Source organism: Paraburkholderia sp. UCT31, from assembly GCF_014397655.1.
Classification (GTDB): Bacteria; Pseudomonadota; Gammaproteobacteria; order Burkholderiales; family Burkholderiaceae; genus Paraburkholderia; species Paraburkholderia tuberum.
On the sequence record NZ_VZQP01000030.1, the window covers coordinates 62,380 to 83,470 of the forward strand.

The following is a 21,091-nucleotide window of genomic DNA, read 5'->3' on the forward strand; positions in this document are numbered from 1 at the left end:
TTAACGCCTTCGCGGGCATCCGCATCCAGCGCAGCGGCCTCGATGAGCGCCGCGCGGTACGTGGAGCGGACGACAGGCCCGCGCGGATAGAAGAATTGCTGATGGAGCATGCATGGACGAGTTGACACTCGGTTTGATCGGCGCGGGTGCCGTGGTGGTGGGGGGCGTGGTCGTGTACAACGCGTGGCAGGGCGCGAAGGTGCGCCGCAAAATGCCGCGGCCGATGCCGGCCGACACCGCCGAGAGCTTTGCGCGGGACGAGCATGAGGAGCAGAGCCCGTTCATCGAGCCGGCCCGGCCGACCACGCGGCGCCAGCCGAGCGTGAGCGCCGAGGCGGCCGCGGACCCGAGCGCGGCGCGCGTCGAGCCGACGTTCGGCGCGGGCGCCGCACCGCTCGATACACCGGCCGATATCCAGGCCGAGATGACGTCGCCGAACGGTTATCCATCGGCGGACGCCGATACCGTGGGCGAAGGCGAACATGCGGCGGCGCCGGGCGCGCACGCGAAGCGGCCCACGGCCGAAGCGCCCGCGGCCCAGCCCGCGTCCGCCGGGCACGAGCGGGTCGAACCGATCCTGCCGGCCGCCACGACGATTTCGTCGGCGCCGCCCGCGATCGTCGATCGACGCATCGACTGTATCGTGCCGATCCGGCTGAACGGCCCCGTGGCCGGCGACAAGGTGCTTCCGCTCGCGCAGCGCTTGCGTCGCGCGGGCAGCAAGCCCGTGCACATCGAAGGCAAACCCGAAGGCGGCGGCGCGTGGGAGCTGCTGCAGAACGGCACGCGCTATGAAGAGCTGCGCGCGGCCGCGCAGCTCGCGAACCGTAGCGGCGCGCTGAACGAGCTCGAATTTTCCGAGTTCGTGACCGGCGTACAGCAGTTCGCCGATGCGCTCGACGCTGCGCCGGAATTCCCCGACATGCTCGAAACCGTCGCGATGGCGCGCGAGCTCGACGGCTTTGCCGCCCAGTGCGACGCGCAGTTGTCGATCAACGTGCTGTCGGACGGCGCGCCGTGGTCGGCCAACTACGTGCAGGCGGTCGCCTCGCAGGACGGTCTGCTGCTGTCGCGCGACGGCACGCGCTTCGTCAAGCTCGACTCGCGGCAAAGCCCGGTGTTCATGCTGCAGTTCGGCGACACCAACTTCCTGCGCGACGACCTCACGTACAAAGGCGGTGAGATGATCACGCTGGTGCTCGACGTGCCGGTCGCCGACGAAGACATCCTGCCGTTCCGGCTGATGTGCGATTACGCGAAGTCGCTGGCCGAGCGGATCGGCGGACGCGTGGTCGACGACGGTCGCCGGCCGCTGCCGGAAAGCGCGCTGCTCGCGATCGAAAAACAGTTGATGACGCTGTACGCGAAGCTCGAACAGGCGGGTATTCCGGCGGGTTCGCCGGCCACGCGGCGCCTGTTCAGCCAGTAAGCCTTTTGCAGCGTACCACGCGTTTTGACGACGGCCGCACGATGTGCGGCCGTCGTCGTTTCCGGCTTGAGTCGCAGCGCGGCCCGCCCCGATTCAGCGATGTAAAGGGGCACGCTTCCTGCGATAATCCGATGTCCGACTTTCTTCTCGAGAAGCTTCCGACAGCATGGCCCGATCCTCCGTCCCTCCTTCCGCAACCAGCGCTCCGGCCGAGCGGGCCGTGTGGTTGCGCGCGGAACTCGAACGCGCGAACTACGCGTATTACGTGCTCGATCAACCGGACCTGCCGGACGCCGAGTACGACAAGCTGTTCAAGGAGCTGGAGCGCATCGAGGCCGAGCATCCCGATCTGATCGTGCCGGATTCGCCAACGCAGCGCGTCGGCGGCGAGGCCGCGAGCGGTTTCGAGCCGGTCGTGCACGATCTGCCGATGCTGTCGTTGAACAACGGTTTCGCCGACGAAGACATCGTCGCGTTCGACAAGCGCATCGGCGACGCGCTCGGCAACAACGCGAGCGAGCCGCCGGTTCCCGTCGACTACGCGGCCGAGCTGAAATTCGACGGCCTCGCGATCTCGCTGCGCTACGCCGACGGCGTGTTCGTGCAGGCCTCCACGCGCGGTGACGGCACAACCGGCGAGAACGTCACCGAAAACGTCCGCACGATCCGCTCGATTCCGCTGAAGCTGAAGGGTAAGCGCGTGCCCCACGTGCTCGACGTGCGCGGCGAAGTGCTGATGTTCAAGCGCGATTTCGAGCGCCTGAACGAACGCCAGCGCACCGCCGAACAACGCGAATTCGCGAACCCGCGCAACGCGGCGGCGGGCAGCTTGCGGCAGCTCGATTCGAAGATCACCGCGCAGCGGCCGCTGTCGTTTTTCGCGTATGGCATCGGCGTGCTCGAAGGCATCGAGATGCCGGCCACCCATAGCGAACTGCTCGACTGGTACAAGGAGATGGGCTTGCCGGTCAATGGCGAGCGTGCGGTCGTGCAGGGCGCCGAAGGCCTGCTCGGCTTCTTCCACGCGGTCGGCGAGAAGCGCGACAGGCTCCCCTACGACATCGACGGCGTGGTCTATAAGGTCAACCGGCGCGACGAGCAGGATGCGCTCGGTTTCGTGTCGCGCGCGCCGCGCTTCGCGCTCGCGCACAAATTCCCCGCGCAGGAAGCGCTGACGAAGCTGGTCGCGATCGACGTGCAGGTCGGCCGCACCGGCGCGATCACGCCGGTCGCGCGGCTGGAACCGGTGTTCGTCGGCGGCGCGACGGTTACGAACGCGACCTTGCACAACGAGGATGAAGTGCGCCGCAAGGACATCCGCATCGGCGACACGGTGATCGTGCGGCGCGCCGGCGACGTGATTCCGGAGGTGGTCAGCGCGCTGCTCGAGCGTCGTCCGGCCGACGCGCGCGAGTTCGTGATGCCGACGCAGTGCCCGGTGTGCGGTTCGGCGATCGAGCGGCTGCCCGACGAGGCGATCGCGCGCTGCACGGGCGGGCTCTTCTGTCCGGCGCAGCGCAAGCAGGCGTTGTGGCACTTCGCGCAGCGGCGCGCGCTCGATATCGACGGCCTCGGCGAGAAGATCATCGATCAACTGGTCGAACAGAACCTGGTGCGCACGCCGGCCGATCTGTTCAATCTCGGCTTCACGACGCTCGCGGAACTCGACCGCTTCGCCGAAAAGTCCGCGCAGAACCTGCTCGACTCGCTCGACAAGGCCAGGCACACGTCGCTCGCGCGCTTTATCTACGCATTGGGGATTCGCCATGTCGGCGAATCGACCGCGAAGGATCTCGCGAAGCACTTCGGCTCGCTCGATCCGATCATGGATGCGTCGCTGGAGGAACTGCTCGAAGTCAACGACGTGGGGCCGGTCGTCGCCGAATCGATCCACCAGTTCTTCGCCGAGGACCACAACCGCACGGTGATCGAACAGCTGCGCGCGCCGGGCAAGGTCACGTGGCCCGAGGCGCCGCCAGCGCCGAAGGCGCCGCAGGGCGTGCTGGCCGGGCAGACGGTCGTGCTGACCGGTACGCTGCCAAACCTGTCGCGCGAGGACGCGAAGGAAATGCTCGAGGCGGCCGGCGCGAAGGTGGCGGGGTCGGTATCGAAGAAAACCAGTTACGTGGTGGCGGGGGCCGACGCGGGCAGCAAACTTTCGAAGGCGGAGGAACTCGGCATCCCCGTACTCGACGAAGATGGTATGCGCAAGCTCCTGGAGGGGCACCGATGATTCACGACATTCTGAAGATGGGCGATCCGCGCCTGCTGCGAATCGCCGAGCCGGTCGATCACTTCGACACGCCCGAGCTGCACCGGCTCGTGGAAGACATGTTCGAGACCATGCACGCGGCGAACGGCGCGGGTCTCGCCGCGCCGCAGATCGGCGTCGATCTGCAGGTGGTGATCTTCGGCTTCGGTTCGAACGAGCGCTATCCGGACGCGCCGCCGGTGCCCGAAACGGTGCTGATCAACCCGACCGTCACGCCGGTCTCGCAGGACATGGAAGAAAGCTGGGAAGGTTGCCTGTCGGTGCCGGGGCTGCGCGGCGTGGTGAGCCGGTTTTCGATGATCCGTTATCACGGCTTCGACCAGTTCGGCAATCCGATCGACCGGGTCGCCGAGGGTTTTCACGCACGGGTTGTGCAGCACGAATGCGATCATCTGATCGGCAAGCTGTATCCGATGCGGATTACCGATTTCTCGAAGTTCGGCTTTACGGAGGTCCTGTTCCCGGATCTCGATACGAATAGCGACGACTGACACAGCTGCCGCCAACAAAAAACCCACGCCAAAGTGCGTGGGTTTTTTGTTGTGCCGATGCGCCCGCTCTCAGCAAGGAGGCGCATTGGACGGACCTCAGAACGACTCGTCTTCCGACAGATAGCGCCACTGTCCCGGCGGCAGCGCGCCGAGCATCACCTGGCCCATGCGCACGCGCTTCAGGCCCACCACCTCGAGACCGACCAGTTCGCACATGCGGCGAATCTGACGCTTCTTGCCTTCGCGCAGCACGAAACGCAGCTGCTCGCCGTTCTGCCAGCTGACCTGGGCGGGCTTCAGCGCGACGTCGTCGAGCGACAGGCCGTGGCGCAGCAGCGCGAGTTTTTCGGCCGGGAAATGGCTTTCGACGTCGACCGTGTGATCGCCGTAGGCGACGCGCACCAGATACTCCTTGTCCACGTCCGAGTGACCGCCGATCAGTTGCTTCGCGATGCGGCCGTCCTGCGTCAGCACGAGCAGGCCCGTCGAATCGATGTCGAGACGCCCGGCCGGCGCGAGCTGGCGCAGATGCGACGCCGAGAAGGGGATCCCCGAACGGTCGCCTTCCCAGCGATTCTCCGGCGTGACGAGCGTGATGGCCGGCTGATAGCCGTCCTCCGCCTGGCCCGACACGAGCCCGACCGGCTTGTGAACGATCACGGTCACCTGGCTCGACTGAAAGGCTTCGGCGGCCGGGTCGATGTCGATGCGCTGATCCGGGAACACCTTCGTGCCGAGCGTATCGACGCGCTCGCCGTCGACCATGACCCAGCCTTTCTCGATCCATTCGTCGGCCTCGCGACGCGAGCACAGACCGAGCTTGGACATCAGCTTCGACAGACGCAGCATGCCCGGTGCGTCTTCGCGATCGCGGCGGGGCGGGTGCGGGGTGTCGATGGTGGTGTCGACGGGGCGGGCGGTTGCTGATGCCGAGGCTCGCGGCTTGGCGGCGCGGGCCGGTCGGTCGTCGCCGAAGCGGCGGTTCGCGGCCGGCAACGTGTCGTCGAAGCTGCGCGCAGGGCGCTCGCGACGCTCGGTGCGTTCGCCGTAGCCGCCTTTTGCCGGCTTCGCGAAGCTGCGCTCGCCACGCTCGCTTTCGAAGCTGCGCGAGGTGCTGTCGCTGCGCGCGCCTCGATCGCCACCGCGACGCTCCTGCGGCTCACCGCGATCGCTACCGAAGCGCGGACGGTCGGCGGCCTCGCGCTCCCGGCGCACCGGACGATCGCCACGCGCGCCGCCTTCCGACGGCCTGCCTGTGCCTGGACGCGGACCGCTGAACGGACGGCGTTCGCCGGCGTCGCGGCCCGGTGCGCGCTCACCGCGCTCCGCATTGCCCTCGAAACGACGGGGTGCGCGTTCTGCACGCTCGCCGAATTCGCGCCGAGGAGCGCGTTCGCCACGCTCAGCGCTGCCTTCAAAACGACGCGGCGCGCGTTCAGTCCGTTCGCCGAAATCGCGTCGAGGCGCGCGTTCACCACGCTCAGCGCTGCCTTCGAAACGACGCGGCGCGCGTTCAGTCCGTTCGCCGAAATCGCGCCGAGGCGCCCGTTCGCCACCTTCAGCGTTGCCTTCGAAACGACGCGGCGCGCGTTCAGTCCGTTCGCCGAAATCGCGTCGAGGCGACCGTTCGCCACGTTCAGCGTTGCCTTCGAAACGACGCGGCGCGCGTTCAGTCCGTTCGCCGAAATCGCGCCGAGGCGCCCGTTCGCCACGCTCGGCGTTGCCTTCGAAACGACGCGGCGTGCGTTCAGTCCGTTCGCCGAAATCGCGCCGAGGCCCGCGTTCACCACGCTCAGCGCTGCCTTCGAGACGACGCGGCGCGCGTTCTCCGCGCTCGCCTCGCTCAGCCGCACCTTCGAAGCGGCGCGGTGCGCCCGCGGCAGCCGCGCCCCGTTCGCGCACGCCCGACCCTTCGGCACGCGGCGCGCGTGCACCGGCGCCCGCCGGCTTCGCACCGACCGGCCGCTTCGCGCCACCACCCGTCGACGCCGCGCCTTCGCGCTTCGCGCCGGCCTCGGCCTCGAATGGCTTCGGCCGCGCTGGACGGGTCGGCTTACGCGCCGACGCGCTGCCGGGGCGGACAGGGGCGCGTTCGGACGACGCCGGCCGCGGATGCTTCGCTGTTAATTTGATTCGCATGAAATCTCACACTGCGATCGCGCGCAGTAGTTCGGTCTCGACCTGAATTTGCAGGCGGTTGTCCGACAGGCTGTGTCCTTCGAGCAGAAACACGTCCTCGACGCGTTCGCCGAGCGTATTGATCCGCGCCGAGGCGACGCCGACCCGGTGCTCAGCCAGCACGCGCGCGATCGAATAAAGAAGGCCCGGCCGGTCGTTCGCCGACACGGACAGGATGTAGTATTGGCCGCGCTCATCGGCCCGCAGGTCGACGCGCGGCGTAATGGGGAAGGTGCGCGACAGCCGTGACAGCCGGCCCTTCGACGGTCCCGGCAGCAAGGTGCCGTGGCCCGCGAGGCGCGCGGTCAGCTCCTGCTCGACCAGATTGGCGATGTCGCGATAGTGCACGTCCTCTTCGGTGTGCGCGACGAGGAAGTTGTCGAGCGCGTAGCCGTGGCGCGTCGTGCTGACACGCGCATCGAGCACCGACAGGCCGTTGCGGTCGAAATACGCGCAGATGCCCGCGAACAGATCGGGCTGGTCCTTCACGTAGACGAGCACCTGCAGCGCCTCGCCGATCGGCGACGGCCGCGCGCGTACGAGCGGCGTCGGCGTTTCGACGTGGCGGTACAGCACGCGCGTCTGCCACGCGATGTCCGCCGCGTCGTGGCGCAGGAAATAGCCGACGTCCAGCTTGTCCCACAGCGCCCGTTGCGCGCCTTCCGGCACGGTTTCGAGACGCAGCAGCGCGAGCGCCTCTTCCTGGCGCGACTTCAGCTCGGAATGCTCGTCCGGCTGGGCACCGCCAAGCACGGCGAGCGTGGTGCGGTAGAGGTCTTCGAGCAGCTTGCCTTTCCACGTGTTCCAGACCTTCGGGCTGGTGCCGCGGATGTCGGCGACGGTCAGCAGATAGAGCGCGGTCAGGCGGCGCTCGGTGCCGACCAGCTCGGCGAAGCGTTTGATCACTTCAGGGTCGCTCGTGTCCTGCTTCTGCGCGACCTGGCTCATCGTCAGATGCTGCTGCACGAGCCACACGACCAGCTCGCCATCCTCGCCTTCGATGCCGTGCTGGCGGCAGAAGCGCCGTGCGTCGGCCATGCCCAGCGTGGAATGATCGCCGCCGCGGCCCTTCGCGATGTCATGAAACAGTGCGGCCACGTACAGCACCCACGGCCGGTCGAAGTTGACGATCAACTGGCTGCAGAACGGGTATTCGTGCGCATGCTCGGCGACCGCGAAGCGGCGCAGATTGCGCAGCACCATCAGGATGTGCTGATCGACCGTGAACACGTGGTACAGGTCGTGCTGCATCTGCCCGACGATGCGCCGGAAATTCAGCAGATAACGCCCGAGCACGCTCGTCTGGTTCATCAACCGGAACGCATGCGTGATACCGGCCGGCTGCTTCAGGATTTCCATGAAGAGTCGGCGATTTTCCGGATCGCGCCGCCAGTGCTGGTCCATCACGTCGCGGGCGTTGTAGATCGCGCGCAGCGTGCGCGCCGACAGTCCCTTCACGCCCGGGGTGCGCTCGTATAGCAGGAACGCCTCGAGGATCGCATTCGGCTCGCGCTGGAACACGTCGTCGGAGGCGATTTCGAGCATGCCCTGCTTTTCGACGAAGCGATCCGACAGCACGCGCGTGATGCCGCTCGTGCTCGGAAACAGCTGCGCCTCGATGTTCTGGATCAGGATCGTCGCGAGTTGCGTGACCGCTTTCGCGGCCCAGTAGTAGCGGCGCATCAGCTGCTCGCTCGCGCGCTTGGTCGCGGTCGGCTTGAGGCCGAAGCTTTCCGCGACCGGCGTCTGCAGGTCGAACACCAGGATGTCCTGGCGGCGCCCGGCGATCACGTGCAGCCGCGCACGCAGCGACTTCAGAAAGCCTTCGTTGTGGCGCAGCTCGCGCGCCTCGCGCTCGGTGATCAGTCCGCGTGCTTCGAGTTCGCGCCAGCTGCTGCCGAAGCCGGCCGCCTGTGTGATCCACAGGATCAGCTGCAGGTCGCGCAGCCCGCCCGGGCTTTCCTTGACGTTCGGCTCGAGCGCGTAGGGCGTGTCCTGAAACTTCGCGTGACGCTGGCGCATTTCGAGCACCTTCGCCTGGAAGAACGCCTTCGGGTCGAGCGCCGCACGGTAGCGCCGAGCGAAATCGTCGAACAGTGCGGTGCTGCCGGTGATGCGGCGCGCTTCCAGCAGCGAGGTACGCACCGTGACGTCGTTGGCCGCTTCCTCGATGCATTGCGACACGCTGCGCACGCTGCTGCCGAGTTCCAGCCCGAGATCCCACGCGAGGCTGATGAAGCGCTCGATGCGCGCGTCCAGATGCTCGAGCCGCGCGTCGGGCAACAGCACCAGGATGTCGATGTCGGAGTGCGGCGCGAGTTCGCCGCGCCCATAGCCGCCAACCGCGACCAGCGCGAGGTCGTCGGGCAGCTCGCAGGTGTCCCAGGCGGCGCGCAGCGAATGGTCCGTGGCGCGCGCGAGGGCGGCCATCAACGCGTCGACGTTGGTGGCCGTTCGGAAGCGTTCCAGCAACTGGGCTTTGGCCACTTTGTAGTCCGCCTTGAGCGACGAGGCATGGGAGGGGGCGACGGCTGGAACGCTACTCATTGGCAGGAAGGCGGTGTGGTCGGAATCGGTCAGGCCGTGGCCGCGACCACGGGCGGACGCGCGGGCGTGCCGGCCGACACGGTCAGCACGTCGTAGCCTGTCTCGGTGACGAGCACCGTGTGCTCCCACTGCGCGGACAGGCTGCGGTCCTTGGTCTTGACGGTCCACTGGTCGGGCATCGTGCGGATGTCACGGCGGCCGGCGTTGATCATCGGCTCGATCGTGAAGATCATACCGGCCTGCAGTTCGAACCCGGTGCCGGGGCGACCGTAGTGCAGGATCTGCGGATCTTCGTGGAATACGGTGCCGATGCCGTGTCCGCAATATTCGCGCACCACGCTGTAGCCGAGGCCTTCGGCGTGCTTCTGGATCGCATAGCCGATGTCGCCGAGATGCGCGCCGGGTCGCACCTGGTCGATGCCGAGCCACATGCATTCGAAAGTGGCTTGCACGAGGCGCTTTGCCATGATCGACCCTTCGCCGACGATGAACATGCGGCTCGTGTCGCCGAAATAGCCGTCCTTGATCACGGTGATGTCGATGTTCAGCGCGTCGCCGGTTTTGAGCGCCTTGTCGCCCGGAATGCCGTGGCAGATCACGTCGTTGACGGAAATGCAGGTGGCTTTCGGGTAGGGCGGGTAGCCGGGCGGCTGGTAATTCAGCGGCGCGGGGACCGTGCCCTGGTCCTTCAGCATGTATTCGTGACACAGACGGTCGAGCTCGCCAGTGGTGACGCCGGCCTTGACGAACGGCGTGATGTAGTCGAGCACTTCGCTCGCGAGCCGGCAGGCGACGCGCATCTTCGCGATATCGTCTTCGTTTTTGATGGTGATAGCCATGGTTTCCTCGGAAGCCTTGCTGGATAAGGCTTGCTGGGTGTTGCGGTGGCCGGGCGGAGGGGCGTCTGCCGGGCACGGAATGCCGGTCGATCCTTAACACCCCCGCGCGTGGCGGAATCGAGCCATTTTACAGCAGTGGGGGCCGGGTCGTTGCGCAGGATCGGGCGGCAATGGGCGAAAAGCGCCAGAATCGGCAAATTGGCGGCCCAAAGGACGCCAGGCCGGGCTTCGGGCCCGGCGGCGCGGTCCCGTGCGTAGGACCATCGGCCGGTGGTCGGGCCGGTTGAGTCAGTCGGTCGTCGCGTGCTATACTCTCGGGCTAAGTCGGTCCTAGTCCGCTTTTATTCGCGAGTCCGCAAATTCGCGCATGGCAGCTGGGCGGAGCGGCTTCTCGCGGCACTCCGGTTGTTGGGTGTCGTGAGTGAGAGAAAGTCGTGTCAGGCAACCAATTCGCAAGCCGGCGCACCCAGGGTGTCGTCGCGTTCCAGCCAAGGTAGAGGCGAGCGCGGCCGATACGGCAGCCGGTTTAAGACCCAACCCTCGTGGAGAATTTCATGGCAGTTACGATGCGTCAAATGCTGGAAGCAGGTGCCCACTTCGGTCACCAGACCCGTTTCTGGAACCCGAAGATGGCCCCCTTCATTTTCGGTCATCGCAACAAGATTCACATCATCAACCTCGAAAAGACGCTGCCGATGTACAACGACGCGCTGAAGTACGCGCGTCAGCTGGCATCGAACCGCGGCACGATCCTGTTCGTCGGTACGAAGCGTCAATCGCGTGACACGATCGCCCAGGAAGCGCAGCGCGCTGGTATGCCGTTCGTGAACGCGCGCTGGCTCGGCGGCATGCTGACCAACTTCAAGACGCTGAAGGTTTCGATCAAGCGCCTGAAGGACATGGAAGCGGCGCTGGAAGCCGGTGAAACCGAGCGCATGAGCAAGAAGGAAGCGCTTCTGTTCGAACGTGAAATGGCCAAGCTGCAGAAGTCGATCGGCGGCGTGAAGGACATGGGCGGCATTCCGGACGCGATCTTCGTGGTTGACGTCGGCTACCACAAGATTGCCGTGACCGAAGCAAACAAGCTCGGCATTCCGGTCATCGCCGTGGTCGATACGAACCACTCGCCGGAAGGTGTGGACTACGTGATCCCGGGTAACGACGACGCCAGCAAGGCCGTCGCCCTGTACACGGCTGGCGTGGCCGATGCGATCCTCGAAGGCCGTGCCAACGCGGTCAACGAAGTGGTCCAGGCTGCGCGTGGCGGCGACGGCGACGAGTTCGTCGAGGTCAACCCGGAAGCGTAAGGCTGCCCAGTGTCCGGCATAAAAGGGGGCTTTCTACAGGCCCCCTTTTTTTAAGTCGCGACGTCTATGACAGTTGTTGTAACGGGCATCTGGCAGAGTGCTCGGGGCGACGCGAGGCGCGTCGCTCGCAAAAAATGCGCGAAAACGCTGAAACGAATTCCTGCCGCCGGCATCGAAATGCGGGCGGCGTGTGACAGACAGAACTCAAGGAGCAAATGATGGCGGCAATTACCGCAAGCATGGTTGCAGAACTGCGCGCGAAGACCGACGCGCCGATGATGGAATGCAAGAAGGCGCTGACGGAAGCCGACGGCGATCTGGCGCGCGCTGAAGAACTGCTGCGCGTGAAGCTCGGCAACAAGGCGAGCAAGGCGGCATCGCGCGTGACGGCCGAAGGCGTCGTCGCATCGTTCATCAACGGCAACGCTGGTTCGCTCGTCGAGCTGAACTGCGAAACCGACTTCGTCTCGAAGAACGACGACTTCCTCGCGTTCTCGAAGAAGATCGCCGAACTCGTCGCGACGCAAAACCCGGCTGACGTCGCGGCGCTGTCAGCCCTGCCGCTCGACGGCCAAACCGTCGACGCAGTGCGCCTCGCGCTGGTCGGCAAGATCGGCGAAAACCTGTCGATCCGCCGTTTCGTGCGCTTCGACACCGCGAACAAGCTGGCGGCGTACCTGCACGGCACGCGCATCGGCGTGCTGGTCGAGTACACCGGCGCGGACGAACAGGTCGGCAAGGACGTGGCGATGCACATCGCTGCGATGAAGCCGGTCTCGCTGTCGTCGGACGACGTGCCGGCGGACCTGATCGCCAAGGAACGCAGCATCGCTGAACAGAAGGCGGCCGAATCGGGCAAGCCGGCTGAAATCGTTGCGAAGATGGTCGACGGCAGCGTGCAGAAGTACCTGAAGGAAGTGTCGCTGCTGAACCAGACGTTCGTGAAGAATGACAAGCAGACGATCGAGCAGATGCTGAAGGCGGGCAACTCGAGCGTACAGAAGTTCGCGCTGTTCGTGGTCGGCGAAGGCATCGAGAAGAAGCAGGACGACTTCGCAGCGGAAGTGGCCGCCCAGGTCGCTGCTGCAAAGCAACAATAAGCGTTACCTAAGCTTCACCGCCGTACCGTTTGGACCCGCGGCGAGGCAAGACCTCGCCGCGGTCGGCAGCGCCGCAAGGCCGCGCACGAGTTGACCCTCGCCGCGCGGCCGCCGCTGGCGAACCTCAGGGTTCGCCAATTTGGCGGTGCTTGCCCGAATCAGCATTTCACCCCTACATTAGTCCCTTGTTGTTGCCCTGTTCTGCGCGATCTGGATACCCCTATGCCCACTGCCTATAAACGCGTCCTGCTCAAACTCTCCGGTGAAGCTCTGATGGGCGACGATGCCTTCGGCATCAATCGCGGAACCATCGAACGAATGGTGGCGGACGTGGCCGAAGTGGTCCGTCTCGGAACACAACTGGCCGTGGTGATCGGCGGCGGCAATATTTTTCGCGGCGTCGCGGGCGGTGCGGCGGGTATGGACCGCGCAACGGCCGACTACATGGGTATGCTCGCCACGATGATGAACGCGCTGGCGCTGCAGGACGCGATGCGTCACGCCGGCATCGAGGCGCGCGTGCAATCGGCGCTGCGCATGGACCAGGTCGTCGAGCCGTACATCCGGCCCCGCGCGATCCGCCAGCTCGAGGAAGGCAAGGTCGTGATCTTCGCGGCCGGCACCGGCAACCCGTTCTTCACGACCGACACGGCCGCTGCATTGCGCGGCGCGGAAATCGGCGCGGAAGTGGTGCTGAAGGCGACCAAGGTGGACGGCGTCTATTCGGCCGATCCGAAGAAGGATTCGAGCGCGACCCGCTACAGCACGATCAGCTTCGATGAGGCAATCGGCCGCAATCTGCAGGTGATGGACGCGACGGCTTTCGCTCTGTGCCGCGACCAGAAGCTGCCGATCCGCGTGTTTTCGATCGTCAAACCCGGTGCGCTCAAGCGCATCGTGCTAGGTGAGGACGAGGGCACCCTCGTCCACGTGTAAACTTCGTTTACATTACGTGGGCTTTGACGCGAGCCCGGGCCGCCGCATCGCGCGTGCCGGGCGGCTCGCACCGTTTTGAAGGTTCGGAGGTTTAAAAATGTCTGTGGCTGATATCAGGAAGGGCGCTGAACAGAAGATGCAGCGCTCCATCGACGCGTTCAGGAACGACCTGTCGAAGATCCGCACGGGCCGTGCGCACACGGGCCTGCTCGATCATATCCAGTGCGACTACTATGGCTCGCCGGTGCCGATTTCGCAGGTCGCGAACCTGACGCTGATCGACGCGCGCACGATCGGCGTGCAGCCGTGGGAAAAGAAGATGGTCCAGGTCGTCGAAAAGGCGATCCGCGAGTCGGATCTCGGTCTGAACCCAGCTACCCATGGCGATGTGATCCGCGTACCGATGCCAGCATTGACCGAAGAGCGTCGCCGCGAGCTGACCAAGGTCGTTCGCAGCGAAGCCGAAACGGCCAAGGTGGCCGTGCGCAACCTGCGCCGCGACGCCAACGAGCAACTGAAGAAGCTCGTCAAGGACAAGGAAATCTCGGAAGACGACGAGCGTCGTGCCGGTGACGACGTCCAGAAGCTGACGGACAAGTTCGTCGCCGAAATCGACAAGCTCGTCACAACGAAAGAAGCCGAGATCATGACGGTCTGACGCCGTTCGGCTCAGCACCTTCTGATTTCCACTTCTTTACTGGCATTACTGTCCCGACGGCCATGACCTATACCAGCTCAACCGTGCGCGTGCCTGAAGTCGCCGCGGTGCCGCGACATATCGCGATCATCATGGATGGCAACGGCCGTTGGGCCACGCAGCGGCGTCTGCCCCGCGTGGCGGGCCATACGCGCGGCGTCGACGCGGTGCGGGCGGCCGTCGAGGCGTGCGCGCGGCGGGGCGTCGAATATCTGACGCTGTTCGCGTTCAGCTCGGAGAACTGGCGCCGTCCGAACGAGGAGGTATCGTTCCTGATGCGCCTGTTCGTCACCGCGCTCGAGCGCGAGATCGGCAAGCTGCACGCGAACGGGATCCGTTTGCGCGTGGTCGGCGATCTCGAGCGTTTCGACGACAAGATCCGCGATCTGATCAAGCGCGCGGAAACCAAGACCGCGCGCAATACCCGTCTCACGCTGACCATCGCCGCGAACTACGGCGGGCGCTGGGACATCATGCAGGCCACCCGCAAGCTCGTCGAGCAAGCGGCGGCGGGCAAGCCGGTCGAGGTCAACGAGGACGCGTTCGCCGAGCACCTGTCGATGGCCTACGCACCCGAGCCGGACCTGTTCATCCGCACCGGCGGCGAGCGCCGCGTCAGCAACTTCCTGCTGTGGCAGCTTGCCTACACCGAGTTCTATTTCACCGACACGTTCTGGCCGGATTTCGACGCCGACGCGCTCGGTCACGCCATCGCTTCGTACACGGAGCGGGAACGCCGCTTCGGCCGCACCAGTGCTCAGCTCGAGCCGCAATCGCAGAACGTCGATTCGCTTCCATGCTAAAGACCCGTGTCATCACGGCGATCGTGTTGCTGGCAGTGTTCCTGCCTGTCACGCTGTTCGCGCCTGTCGGCGCATTCGGCGCACTGATCGCTTTCGTCGTCGTGTTCGCCGCGTGGGAGTGGGCGCGCCTGCTGAAGCTCGGTGGCGCGGGTCCGGTGCTGTACGCGCTCGTCGCGGCACTCGGACTCGTCACCAGTACGCGGGTGGGCATCGGCACCGAACCTGCGCGGCCGTTCTTCCAGGCGGCGGCGATTTTCTGGGTGATCGCCGGTCCATTCGTGCTGCTGCGCAAGCCCGTGCTCGCGCAGGGCGCGTGGCGCGCGTTTCTGTTTCTTGCCGGAATCGTCGGTTTCATCGCGTGCTGGCATGCTCTCGTCGCCGCGCGCATGCAGGGTGTGCCGTTCGTGCTGTCGCTGCTGCTATTGGTATGGCTCGCCGATATCGGCGCATACTTCTCCGGGAAGGCATTTGGCAAGCACAAGCTGGCGCCAGCGATCAGTCCGGGTAAAACCTGGGAGGGGGCGATCGGCGGCTGGCTGCTGGTCATGATCGTCGCGGCCGCGGCGATCTTTTTGCACGCGTTCGAGCCGACCCTGTATTCTGCGCTGCTGGCGCAACTGGGTGCGCTGCGCACGGTGCTCGCGCTGACCCTGCTGGTGGTTTTCAGCGTGGTCGGTGACCTGTTCGAATCGATGATGAAACGTCAGGCCGGCGTCAAAGACTCGAGCGGCCTGTTGCCGGGGCACGGCGGCGTGCTCGATCGCATCGACGCGTTGTTGCCGGTGCTGCCGCTCGCCATGCTGCTGCTCGGCTAGAGAAAGAGATATGCAAAAACGTCTGACATTGCTCGGTTCCACGGGCTCGATTGGAGACAGTACGCTCGACGTGGTCGCGCGTCATCCCGAGCGTTTTTCGATTTACGCGCTGAGCGCGCATCGCAACGGCGACAAGCTCGTCGGGCAATGCCTGCGCTTCGCGCCCGAAGTGGCGGTGGTCGGCGACGCCGACACGGCCGCGAAGGTCGCCGCGAAGCTGCGCGAAGCGGGCAGCAAGACCGAGGTCACGTACGGGCCGCAGGCGCTCGTCGACGTCGCGAAGAGCGAGGGCTGCGACACGGTGGTCGCGGCGATCGTCGGCGCGGCCGGTCTCGCGCCGGGCCTTGCCGCGGCGCGCGCCGGCAAGCGAATCCTGCTCGCGAACAAGGAAGCGCTGGTGATGTCCGGCGCGATCTTCATGGACGCGGTGCGCGACCACGGCGCGGTGCTGCTGCCGGTCGACAGCGAACACAACGCGATTTTCCAATGCCTGCCGCGTGAAGCGTCGCTGCATGGCGGCGTTTCAAAGATCATCCTGACCGCATCGGGCGGCCCGTTCCGCACGCGCGAACCGGCCACGCTCGTCGACGTGACGCCTGACGAAGCCTGCAAGCATCCGAACTGGGTGATGGGCCGCAAGATCTCGGTCGACTCGGCCACGATGATGAACAAGGGCCTCGAAGTGATCGAGGCGCACTGGCTGTTCAACCTGCCCGGCGAGCGCATCGACGTGCTGATCCATCCGCAGAGCGTGATTCATTCGCTGGTGTCGTACGCGGACGGTTCGGTGCTCGCGCAGCTCGGCAACCCCGACATGCGCACGCCGATCGCGCACGCGCTCGCGTTTCCGGATCGCGTCGATTCCGGGGTCGCGCAGCTCGATCTCGCGGAGATCGCGTCGCTGTCGTTCGAAAAACCCGACTACGCGCGCTTCCCGTGCCTCGCGCTCGCCATGAAGGCGCTTGCGGAAGGCGGCGTCGCGAGCGCGGCGTTGAACGCCGCGAACGAGATCGCGGTGGAGGCATTTCTCGCGCGCCGCATCGGCTTCATGGCGATTGCCGAGGCGGTCGACTCGGTGCTGAACGCGTTGCCGAACCGCAGCGCGCACGCGCTCGACGACGTCATCGAAGCGGACGCCGCGGCGCGCCGAGCTGCTACCGAATTCATCGCGCGTCTGCCTGACGGCGCCCGTCGCACGGAACGCGTCGTCCAGTGAGGCGTTTATGAATCTGCTGATCGAACTGCTCGCTTTCGCGGTTGCGATTGGCGTACTCGTGGTAGTCCACGAGTACGGGCACTACAGCGTCGCGCGTCTGTGCGGCGTGAAGGTGCTGCGCTTCTCGATCGGCTTCGGCAAGCCGCTCGTTCAGTGGGTCAGTCCGAAGACGGGCACCGAGTGGACGATTGCCGCGCTGCCGCTCGGCGGCTACGTGAAGATGCTCGACGAGCGCGAGACCGGCCCCGGTTCGATTCCCGAGGCGGATCTGCCGCATGCGTTCAACCGCCAGTCGGTGTGGCGGCGCTTCGCGATCGTCGCGGCCGGTCCGGTCGCGAATTTCCTGCTCGCGATCGTGCTGTTCGCGCTCGTGTTCGCAACTGGCGTGACCGAACCGGCCGCCGTGATCGCGACACCCGCGCCGAACACGCCGGCCGCGCTGGCGGGCTTCGAGGGCGGCGAGACCATCGTCGGTGTGCGCACCGGCCATAGCGATGAGACCGAGCCGGTGCGGTCGTGGTCGGATCTGCGCTGGAAGCTGCTCGGCGCCGCGTTCGATCAGCAGCGCATCGTGCTCAGTGCAAAAGACGCGCACGGCACGTCCGATTTTCCGATGGACCTGCGCGGCCTCGGCGAGAAAGACGTCGACGACGATCTGATGTCGCGCCTCGGCTTCGAGCCCGGCGGCGGCAAGCTGACGGTGGCGGGCGTGCAGGCGGGCAGCGCCGCGCAAAAGGCCGGGCTCGTCGCCGGCGACCGGCTGCGCGCGATCAACGGCACGCCGACCGATAATGCCTCGGCCTTCATCGCTTTTGTAAAATCGCACGCCGGCGTGCCGGTCACGCTGCGGGTGGAGCGCGGGGGCCGTGGCGGTCATGCGGCGGGCGCGCTCGAAGAAATCACCATCGTGCCGCAGTTGCAGCGCGATGCAGCGAGCGGGCAGCAGATCGGCCGCATCGGCGCGGAGCTGGCGACCCAGGTGCCGTCGATCGACGTGCGCTACGGGCCGCTCGAGAGCCTCCACCTCGGCGCGCGCCGTACCTGGGATCTCGCGGTGTACTCGGTCAGGATGTTCGGCCGGATGATCGTCGGCGAGGCGTCGCTGAAGAATCTGTCCGGTCCGGTGACGATCGCCGACTACGCGGGAAAGAGCGCACGTCTGGGTCCTGCCGCGTTTCTGTCGTTCCTGGCCCTTGTCAGCATTAGCCTCGGCGTGCTGAACCTGCTACCAATTCCGGTATTGGATGGGGGTCATCTGTTATATTATTTGGTTGAAGCTGTGACCGGTAAAGTTGTCTCCGATCGCTGGCAACTCGTTTTTCAGAGGGCGGGGCTTGCCTGCATCGTCGCGTTGTCGGCGATTGCGCTGTTCAACGATCTGGCTCGTTTAATCCATTTTTAAAGTGTCCGGCGGCGTTCACGAGGGCGGCCGCCAGGCCTGATGCAGCTATACATACTGGGGAAGCACGTTGTTCAAACCTCATCGCTTTGGTCCAAAGACGGTTGTAGCCGCGGCGTTCGCCGCGCATGGGCTGGTTGCTCACGCAACGACGCCCTTCGTGGTGCAAGACATTCGCATTGAGGGATTGCAACGCGTCGAACCGGGCACGGTGTTCGCGTACCTGCCCATCAAGCAAGGCGATACCTTTACCGACGACAAGGCGTCCGAAGCGATTCGCGCGCTGTACGCGACGGGCTTCTTCAACGACGTCAAGATCGCGACCGAAGGCAACGTGGTGATCGTGCAGGTGCAAGAGCGCCCGGCCATCGGCACGATCGACTTCGCCGGTATCCACGAGTTCGACAAGGACAACCTGATCAAGGCGCTGCGCGCGGTCGGGCTGTCGCAAGGCCGCTACTACGACAAGGCCCTCGTCGACAAGGCCGAGCAGGAACTGAAGCGCCAGTATCTGACGCGCGGTTTTTACGCGGCTGAAGTCACCACGACGATCACGCCGATCGACCGCAACCGCGTCGGCATCCTGTTCTCGGTGGCCGAAGGTCCGAGCGCGAAGATCCGTCAGATCAACTTCATCGGCAACAAGACATTCAGCACCGGCACGCTGCGCGACGAAATGCAGCTGTCCACGCCGAACTGGTTCTCGTGGTACACGAAGAACGACCTGTACGCGAAAGACAAGCTCACCGGCGACCTCGAGAACGTCCGCTCGTACTACCTGAACCGCGGCTATCTCGAGTTCAGCATCGAATCGACCCAGGTGTCGATTTCGCCGGACAAGAAGGACATGTACCTGACGGTCACGCTGCATGAAGGTCAGCCGTACACGATTTCGAACATCCGCCTCGCCGGCAATCTGCTCGACCGCGAAGCGGAACTGAAGAAGCTGATCAAGATCAAGCCGGGCGACCGCTTCTCGGCCGAAAAGCTGCAGGCCACCACGAAGGCGATCGTCGACAAGCTCGGCGAGTACGGCTACGCGTTCGCGACCGTCAATGCACAGCCGCAGATCGACCAGAACAACCACACCGTCGACCTGACGCTTCAGGTCGACCCGAGCCGTCGCGTGTACGTGCGCCGCATCAACGTGGTCGGCAACACGCGCACGCGCGACGAAGTGGTGCGCCGCGAAATGCGCCAGCTCGAAAGCTCGTGGTTCGATTCGAACCGCCTCGCGCTGTCGAAGGACCGTATCAACCGTCTCGGCTACTTCACCGACGTCGACGTGACCACGGTGCCGGTCGAAGGCACGCCCGACCAGGTCGACATCGACGTGAAGGTCGCCGAAAAGCCGACCGGCGCGATCACGCTTGGCGCGGGCTTCTCGTCGACGGACAAGGTGGTGCTGTCGGCGGGTATCTCGCAGGACAACGTGTTCGGCTCCGGCACGAGCCTCTCGGTGAACATCAATACCGCGAAGACGTACCGTACGCTGACGGTCACGCAGGTCGACCCGTACTTCACGGTGGACGGTATCAAGCGGATCACCGACGTCTACTACCGCACGTACCAGCCGCTGTACTATTCGACCGATTCGAGCTTCAAGATCGTCACGATTGGCGGTGACCTGAAGTTCGGCATTCCGTTCTCCGAAGTCGACACGGTGTTTTTCGGCGTCGGCTTCGAGCAGAACCAGCTCGACATCGACTCGAATACGCCGCAAAGCTATATCGACTACGTGAACCAGTTCGGCCGCGTGTCGAACAACGTACCGCTGACGGTCGGTTGGTCGCGCGACGCGCGTGACAGCGCGCTGGTGCCGAGCCGCGGCTACTTCACGCAGGCGAACGCCGAGTACGGCACGCCGATCGGGGGCACGCAGTACTACAAGGCCGACATCAACGCGCAGTACTATTACTCGTTCGCGCGTGGCTTCGTGCTGGGCTTCAACTTCCAGGGCGGCTACGGTAACGGCCTCGGCGGCAAGCCTTATCCGATCTTCAAGAACTACTTCGCCGGCGGTATCGGTTCGGTGCGCGGCTACGAGCCGAGCTCGCTCGGTCCGCGAGACGCGAAGACCAACGACCCGATCGGCGGCTCGAAGCTGCTCGTCGGCAATATCGAGCTCACGTTCCCGCTGCCGGGCACGGGCTACGATCGCACGCTGCGTGTGTTCACGTTCCTCGACGCCGGTAACGTGTGGGGAACGGAAGGTAACAGCATCGGCGCAAATGGCCTGCGTTACGGCTACGGTGTGGGTCTCGCGTGGATCTCGCCGATCGGCCCGCTCAAGTTGAGCCTTGGCTTCCCGCTCACGAAGCACACTGGCGACCAGTACCAGAAGTTCCAGTTCCAGATCGGGACGGCGTTCTGATCGGGCGGCGGGTGTTCCCGGCGGCCGGCGTTGCCGGCGGCCGGCTGCGGCGGCGGACCCGGTCAAACTACAGTATCGAGAGGATGACTTTGCTAACCGGTATGTTTTCGAAACGTGTAGCGTGCGCATTGGCGCTGGCAATGACCCTCGGGGTTGGCATGGCGCACGCGCAGGAGGCGAGGATCGCCGCGGTGAATTCCGACCGCATCCTGCGCGAATCGGCGGCGGCGAAAGCCGCGCAGCTGAAGCTCGAGGCCGAATTCGCGAAGCGGGACAAGGATCTCGCCGACATGGCGCAAAAGCTCAAGTCGATGTCCGATGCACTCGACAAGAATGGCGCGACAATGTCGGCGACCGATCGCGCGCAAAAGCAGCGCGACCTGTCGCAGCTCGACTCGGACTTCCAACGCAAGCAGCGTGAGTTCCGCGAAGACCTGAACCAGCGCCGCAACGAGGAACTCGCGGCGGTGCTCGATCGCGCGAACAAGGTCATCAAGCAGATCGCCGAAACGCAGCACTACGATCTGATCGTCCAGGAAGCGGTGTACGTGAGCCCGCGCATCGATATCACCGACCAGGTGCTGAAGGCACTTGCGGCATCGGGCAACTAAGGACAATGAGGGCGACTGAGGGCGGCGCACGGTCGCCCCGCACGCCTCGGCGCGCGCCCTCGCAATGATTGAACAGG

The 21,091-nt window shown here is 65.3% G+C and carries 16 protein-coding genes; 13 read left to right on the plus strand and 3 right to left on the minus strand.

Features of this window, described 5'->3' with window-relative positions; all coding sequences use genetic code 11:
• Positions 1-112 precede the first annotated feature (112 nt).
• The 3 genes from F6X40_RS24280 to def all read left to right on the plus strand — a co-directional run bounded on the left by F6X40_RS24280 (position 113) and on the right by def (position 4,192).
• Entirely contained in the window at positions 113-1,429 is a 1,317-nt protein-coding gene (locus F6X40_RS24280; protein WP_187629536.1) for a cell division protein ZipA C-terminal FtsZ-binding domain-containing protein, read from the plus strand.
• A gap of 166 nt (positions 1,430-1,595) precedes the next feature.
• Entirely contained in the window at positions 1,596-3,662 is a 2,067-nt protein-coding gene (ligA, locus tag F6X40_RS24285) for an NAD-dependent DNA ligase LigA (RefSeq protein WP_187629537.1), read from the plus strand.
• Positions 3,659-4,192 carry a peptide deformylase gene (gene def / locus F6X40_RS24290; protein WP_090800596.1) on the plus strand — a complete coding sequence of 178 codons (534 nt, stop codon included), beginning with the start codon at positions 3,659-3,661 and terminating at the stop codon, positions 4,190-4,192. The genes ligA and def overlap by 4 nt, the downstream gene beginning before the upstream one ends.
• Before the next feature lie 96 nt (positions 4,193-4,288).
• Here the strand turns inward: def and F6X40_RS24295 are convergent, their stop codons facing one another.
• Genes F6X40_RS24295 through map form a run of 3 tightly spaced genes read right to left on the minus strand, consistent with a single transcriptional unit; the run spans position 4,289 to position 9,756 of the window.
• On the minus strand, positions 4,289-6,331 hold the full coding sequence (locus F6X40_RS24295) for a pseudouridine synthase (protein ID WP_187629538.1): 2,043 nt from the start codon (positions 6,329-6,331) through the stop codon (positions 4,289-4,291).
• Positions 6,332-6,337: 6 nt separating this feature from the next.
• Entirely contained in the window at positions 6,338-8,917 is a 2,580-nt protein-coding gene (locus F6X40_RS24300; protein WP_187629539.1) for a [protein-PII] uridylyltransferase, read from the minus strand.
• A 29-nt stretch (positions 8,918-8,946) separates the two neighbouring features.
• The gene (map, locus tag F6X40_RS24305) at positions 8,947-9,756 is read right to left on the minus strand and encodes a type I methionyl aminopeptidase (protein WP_184022635.1); all 810 of its coding nucleotides are present in this window, start codon (positions 9,754-9,756) and stop codon (positions 8,947-8,949) included.
• Positions 9,757-10,310: 554 nt separating this feature from the next.
• Here map and rpsB point away from each other — a divergent pair.
• From rpsB to F6X40_RS24355, 10 genes are all read left to right on the plus strand, one after another.
• Positions 10,311-11,063 (plus strand): 30S ribosomal protein S2, encoded by a 753-nt coding sequence (gene rpsB / locus F6X40_RS24310; protein ID WP_187629540.1) that lies wholly within the window; start codon positions 10,311-10,313, stop codon positions 11,061-11,063.
• 218 nt (positions 11,064-11,281) lie between these two features.
• Positions 11,282-12,163, plus strand: coding sequence for a translation elongation factor Ts (tsf, locus tag F6X40_RS24315; protein WP_184066181.1), 882 nt, complete (start codon positions 11,282-11,284; stop codon positions 12,161-12,163).
• Positions 12,164-12,385: 222 nt separating this feature from the next.
• Positions 12,386-13,099, plus strand: a complete 714-nt coding sequence (gene pyrH, locus F6X40_RS24320; protein WP_090800588.1) for a UMP kinase — start codon at positions 12,386-12,388, stop codon at positions 13,097-13,099.
• A 97-nt stretch (positions 13,100-13,196) separates the two neighbouring features.
• Positions 13,197-13,757, plus strand: coding sequence for a ribosome recycling factor (gene frr, locus F6X40_RS24325; RefSeq protein ID WP_090800586.1), 561 nt, complete (start codon positions 13,197-13,199; stop codon positions 13,755-13,757).
• 62 nt (positions 13,758-13,819) lie between these two features.
• Complete coding sequence (uppS, locus tag F6X40_RS24330) at positions 13,820-14,599, plus strand: polyprenyl diphosphate synthase (RefSeq protein WP_184022637.1); 780 nt, start codon at positions 13,820-13,822, stop codon at positions 14,597-14,599.
• Positions 14,593-15,414, plus strand: coding sequence for a phosphatidate cytidylyltransferase (locus F6X40_RS24335; protein ID WP_187615368.1), 822 nt, complete (start codon positions 14,593-14,595; stop codon positions 15,412-15,414). Before uppS ends, F6X40_RS24335 begins: the two co-directional genes overlap by 7 nt.
• Before the next feature lie 10 nt (positions 15,415-15,424).
• Complete coding sequence (locus F6X40_RS24340; RefSeq protein WP_187629541.1) at positions 15,425-16,630, plus strand: 1-deoxy-D-xylulose-5-phosphate reductoisomerase; 1,206 nt, start codon at positions 15,425-15,427, stop codon at positions 16,628-16,630.
• A 7-nt stretch (positions 16,631-16,637) separates the two neighbouring features.
• On the plus strand, positions 16,638-18,032 hold the full coding sequence (gene rseP / locus F6X40_RS24345; RefSeq protein WP_018417653.1) for an RIP metalloprotease RseP: 1,395 nt from the start codon (positions 16,638-16,640) through the stop codon (positions 18,030-18,032).
• Between the two features lie 67 nt (positions 18,033-18,099).
• Positions 18,100-20,403, plus strand: coding sequence for an outer membrane protein assembly factor BamA (gene bamA / locus F6X40_RS24350; RefSeq protein WP_184066169.1), 2,304 nt, complete (start codon positions 18,100-18,102; stop codon positions 20,401-20,403).
• Between the two features lie 89 nt (positions 20,404-20,492).
• Positions 20,493-21,014: an OmpH family outer membrane protein gene (locus tag F6X40_RS24355; RefSeq protein ID WP_026225318.1), complete on the plus strand. Its 522-nt coding sequence runs from the start codon at positions 20,493-20,495 to the stop codon at positions 21,012-21,014.
• The last annotated feature ends 77 nt before the right edge of the window (positions 21,015-21,091 follow it).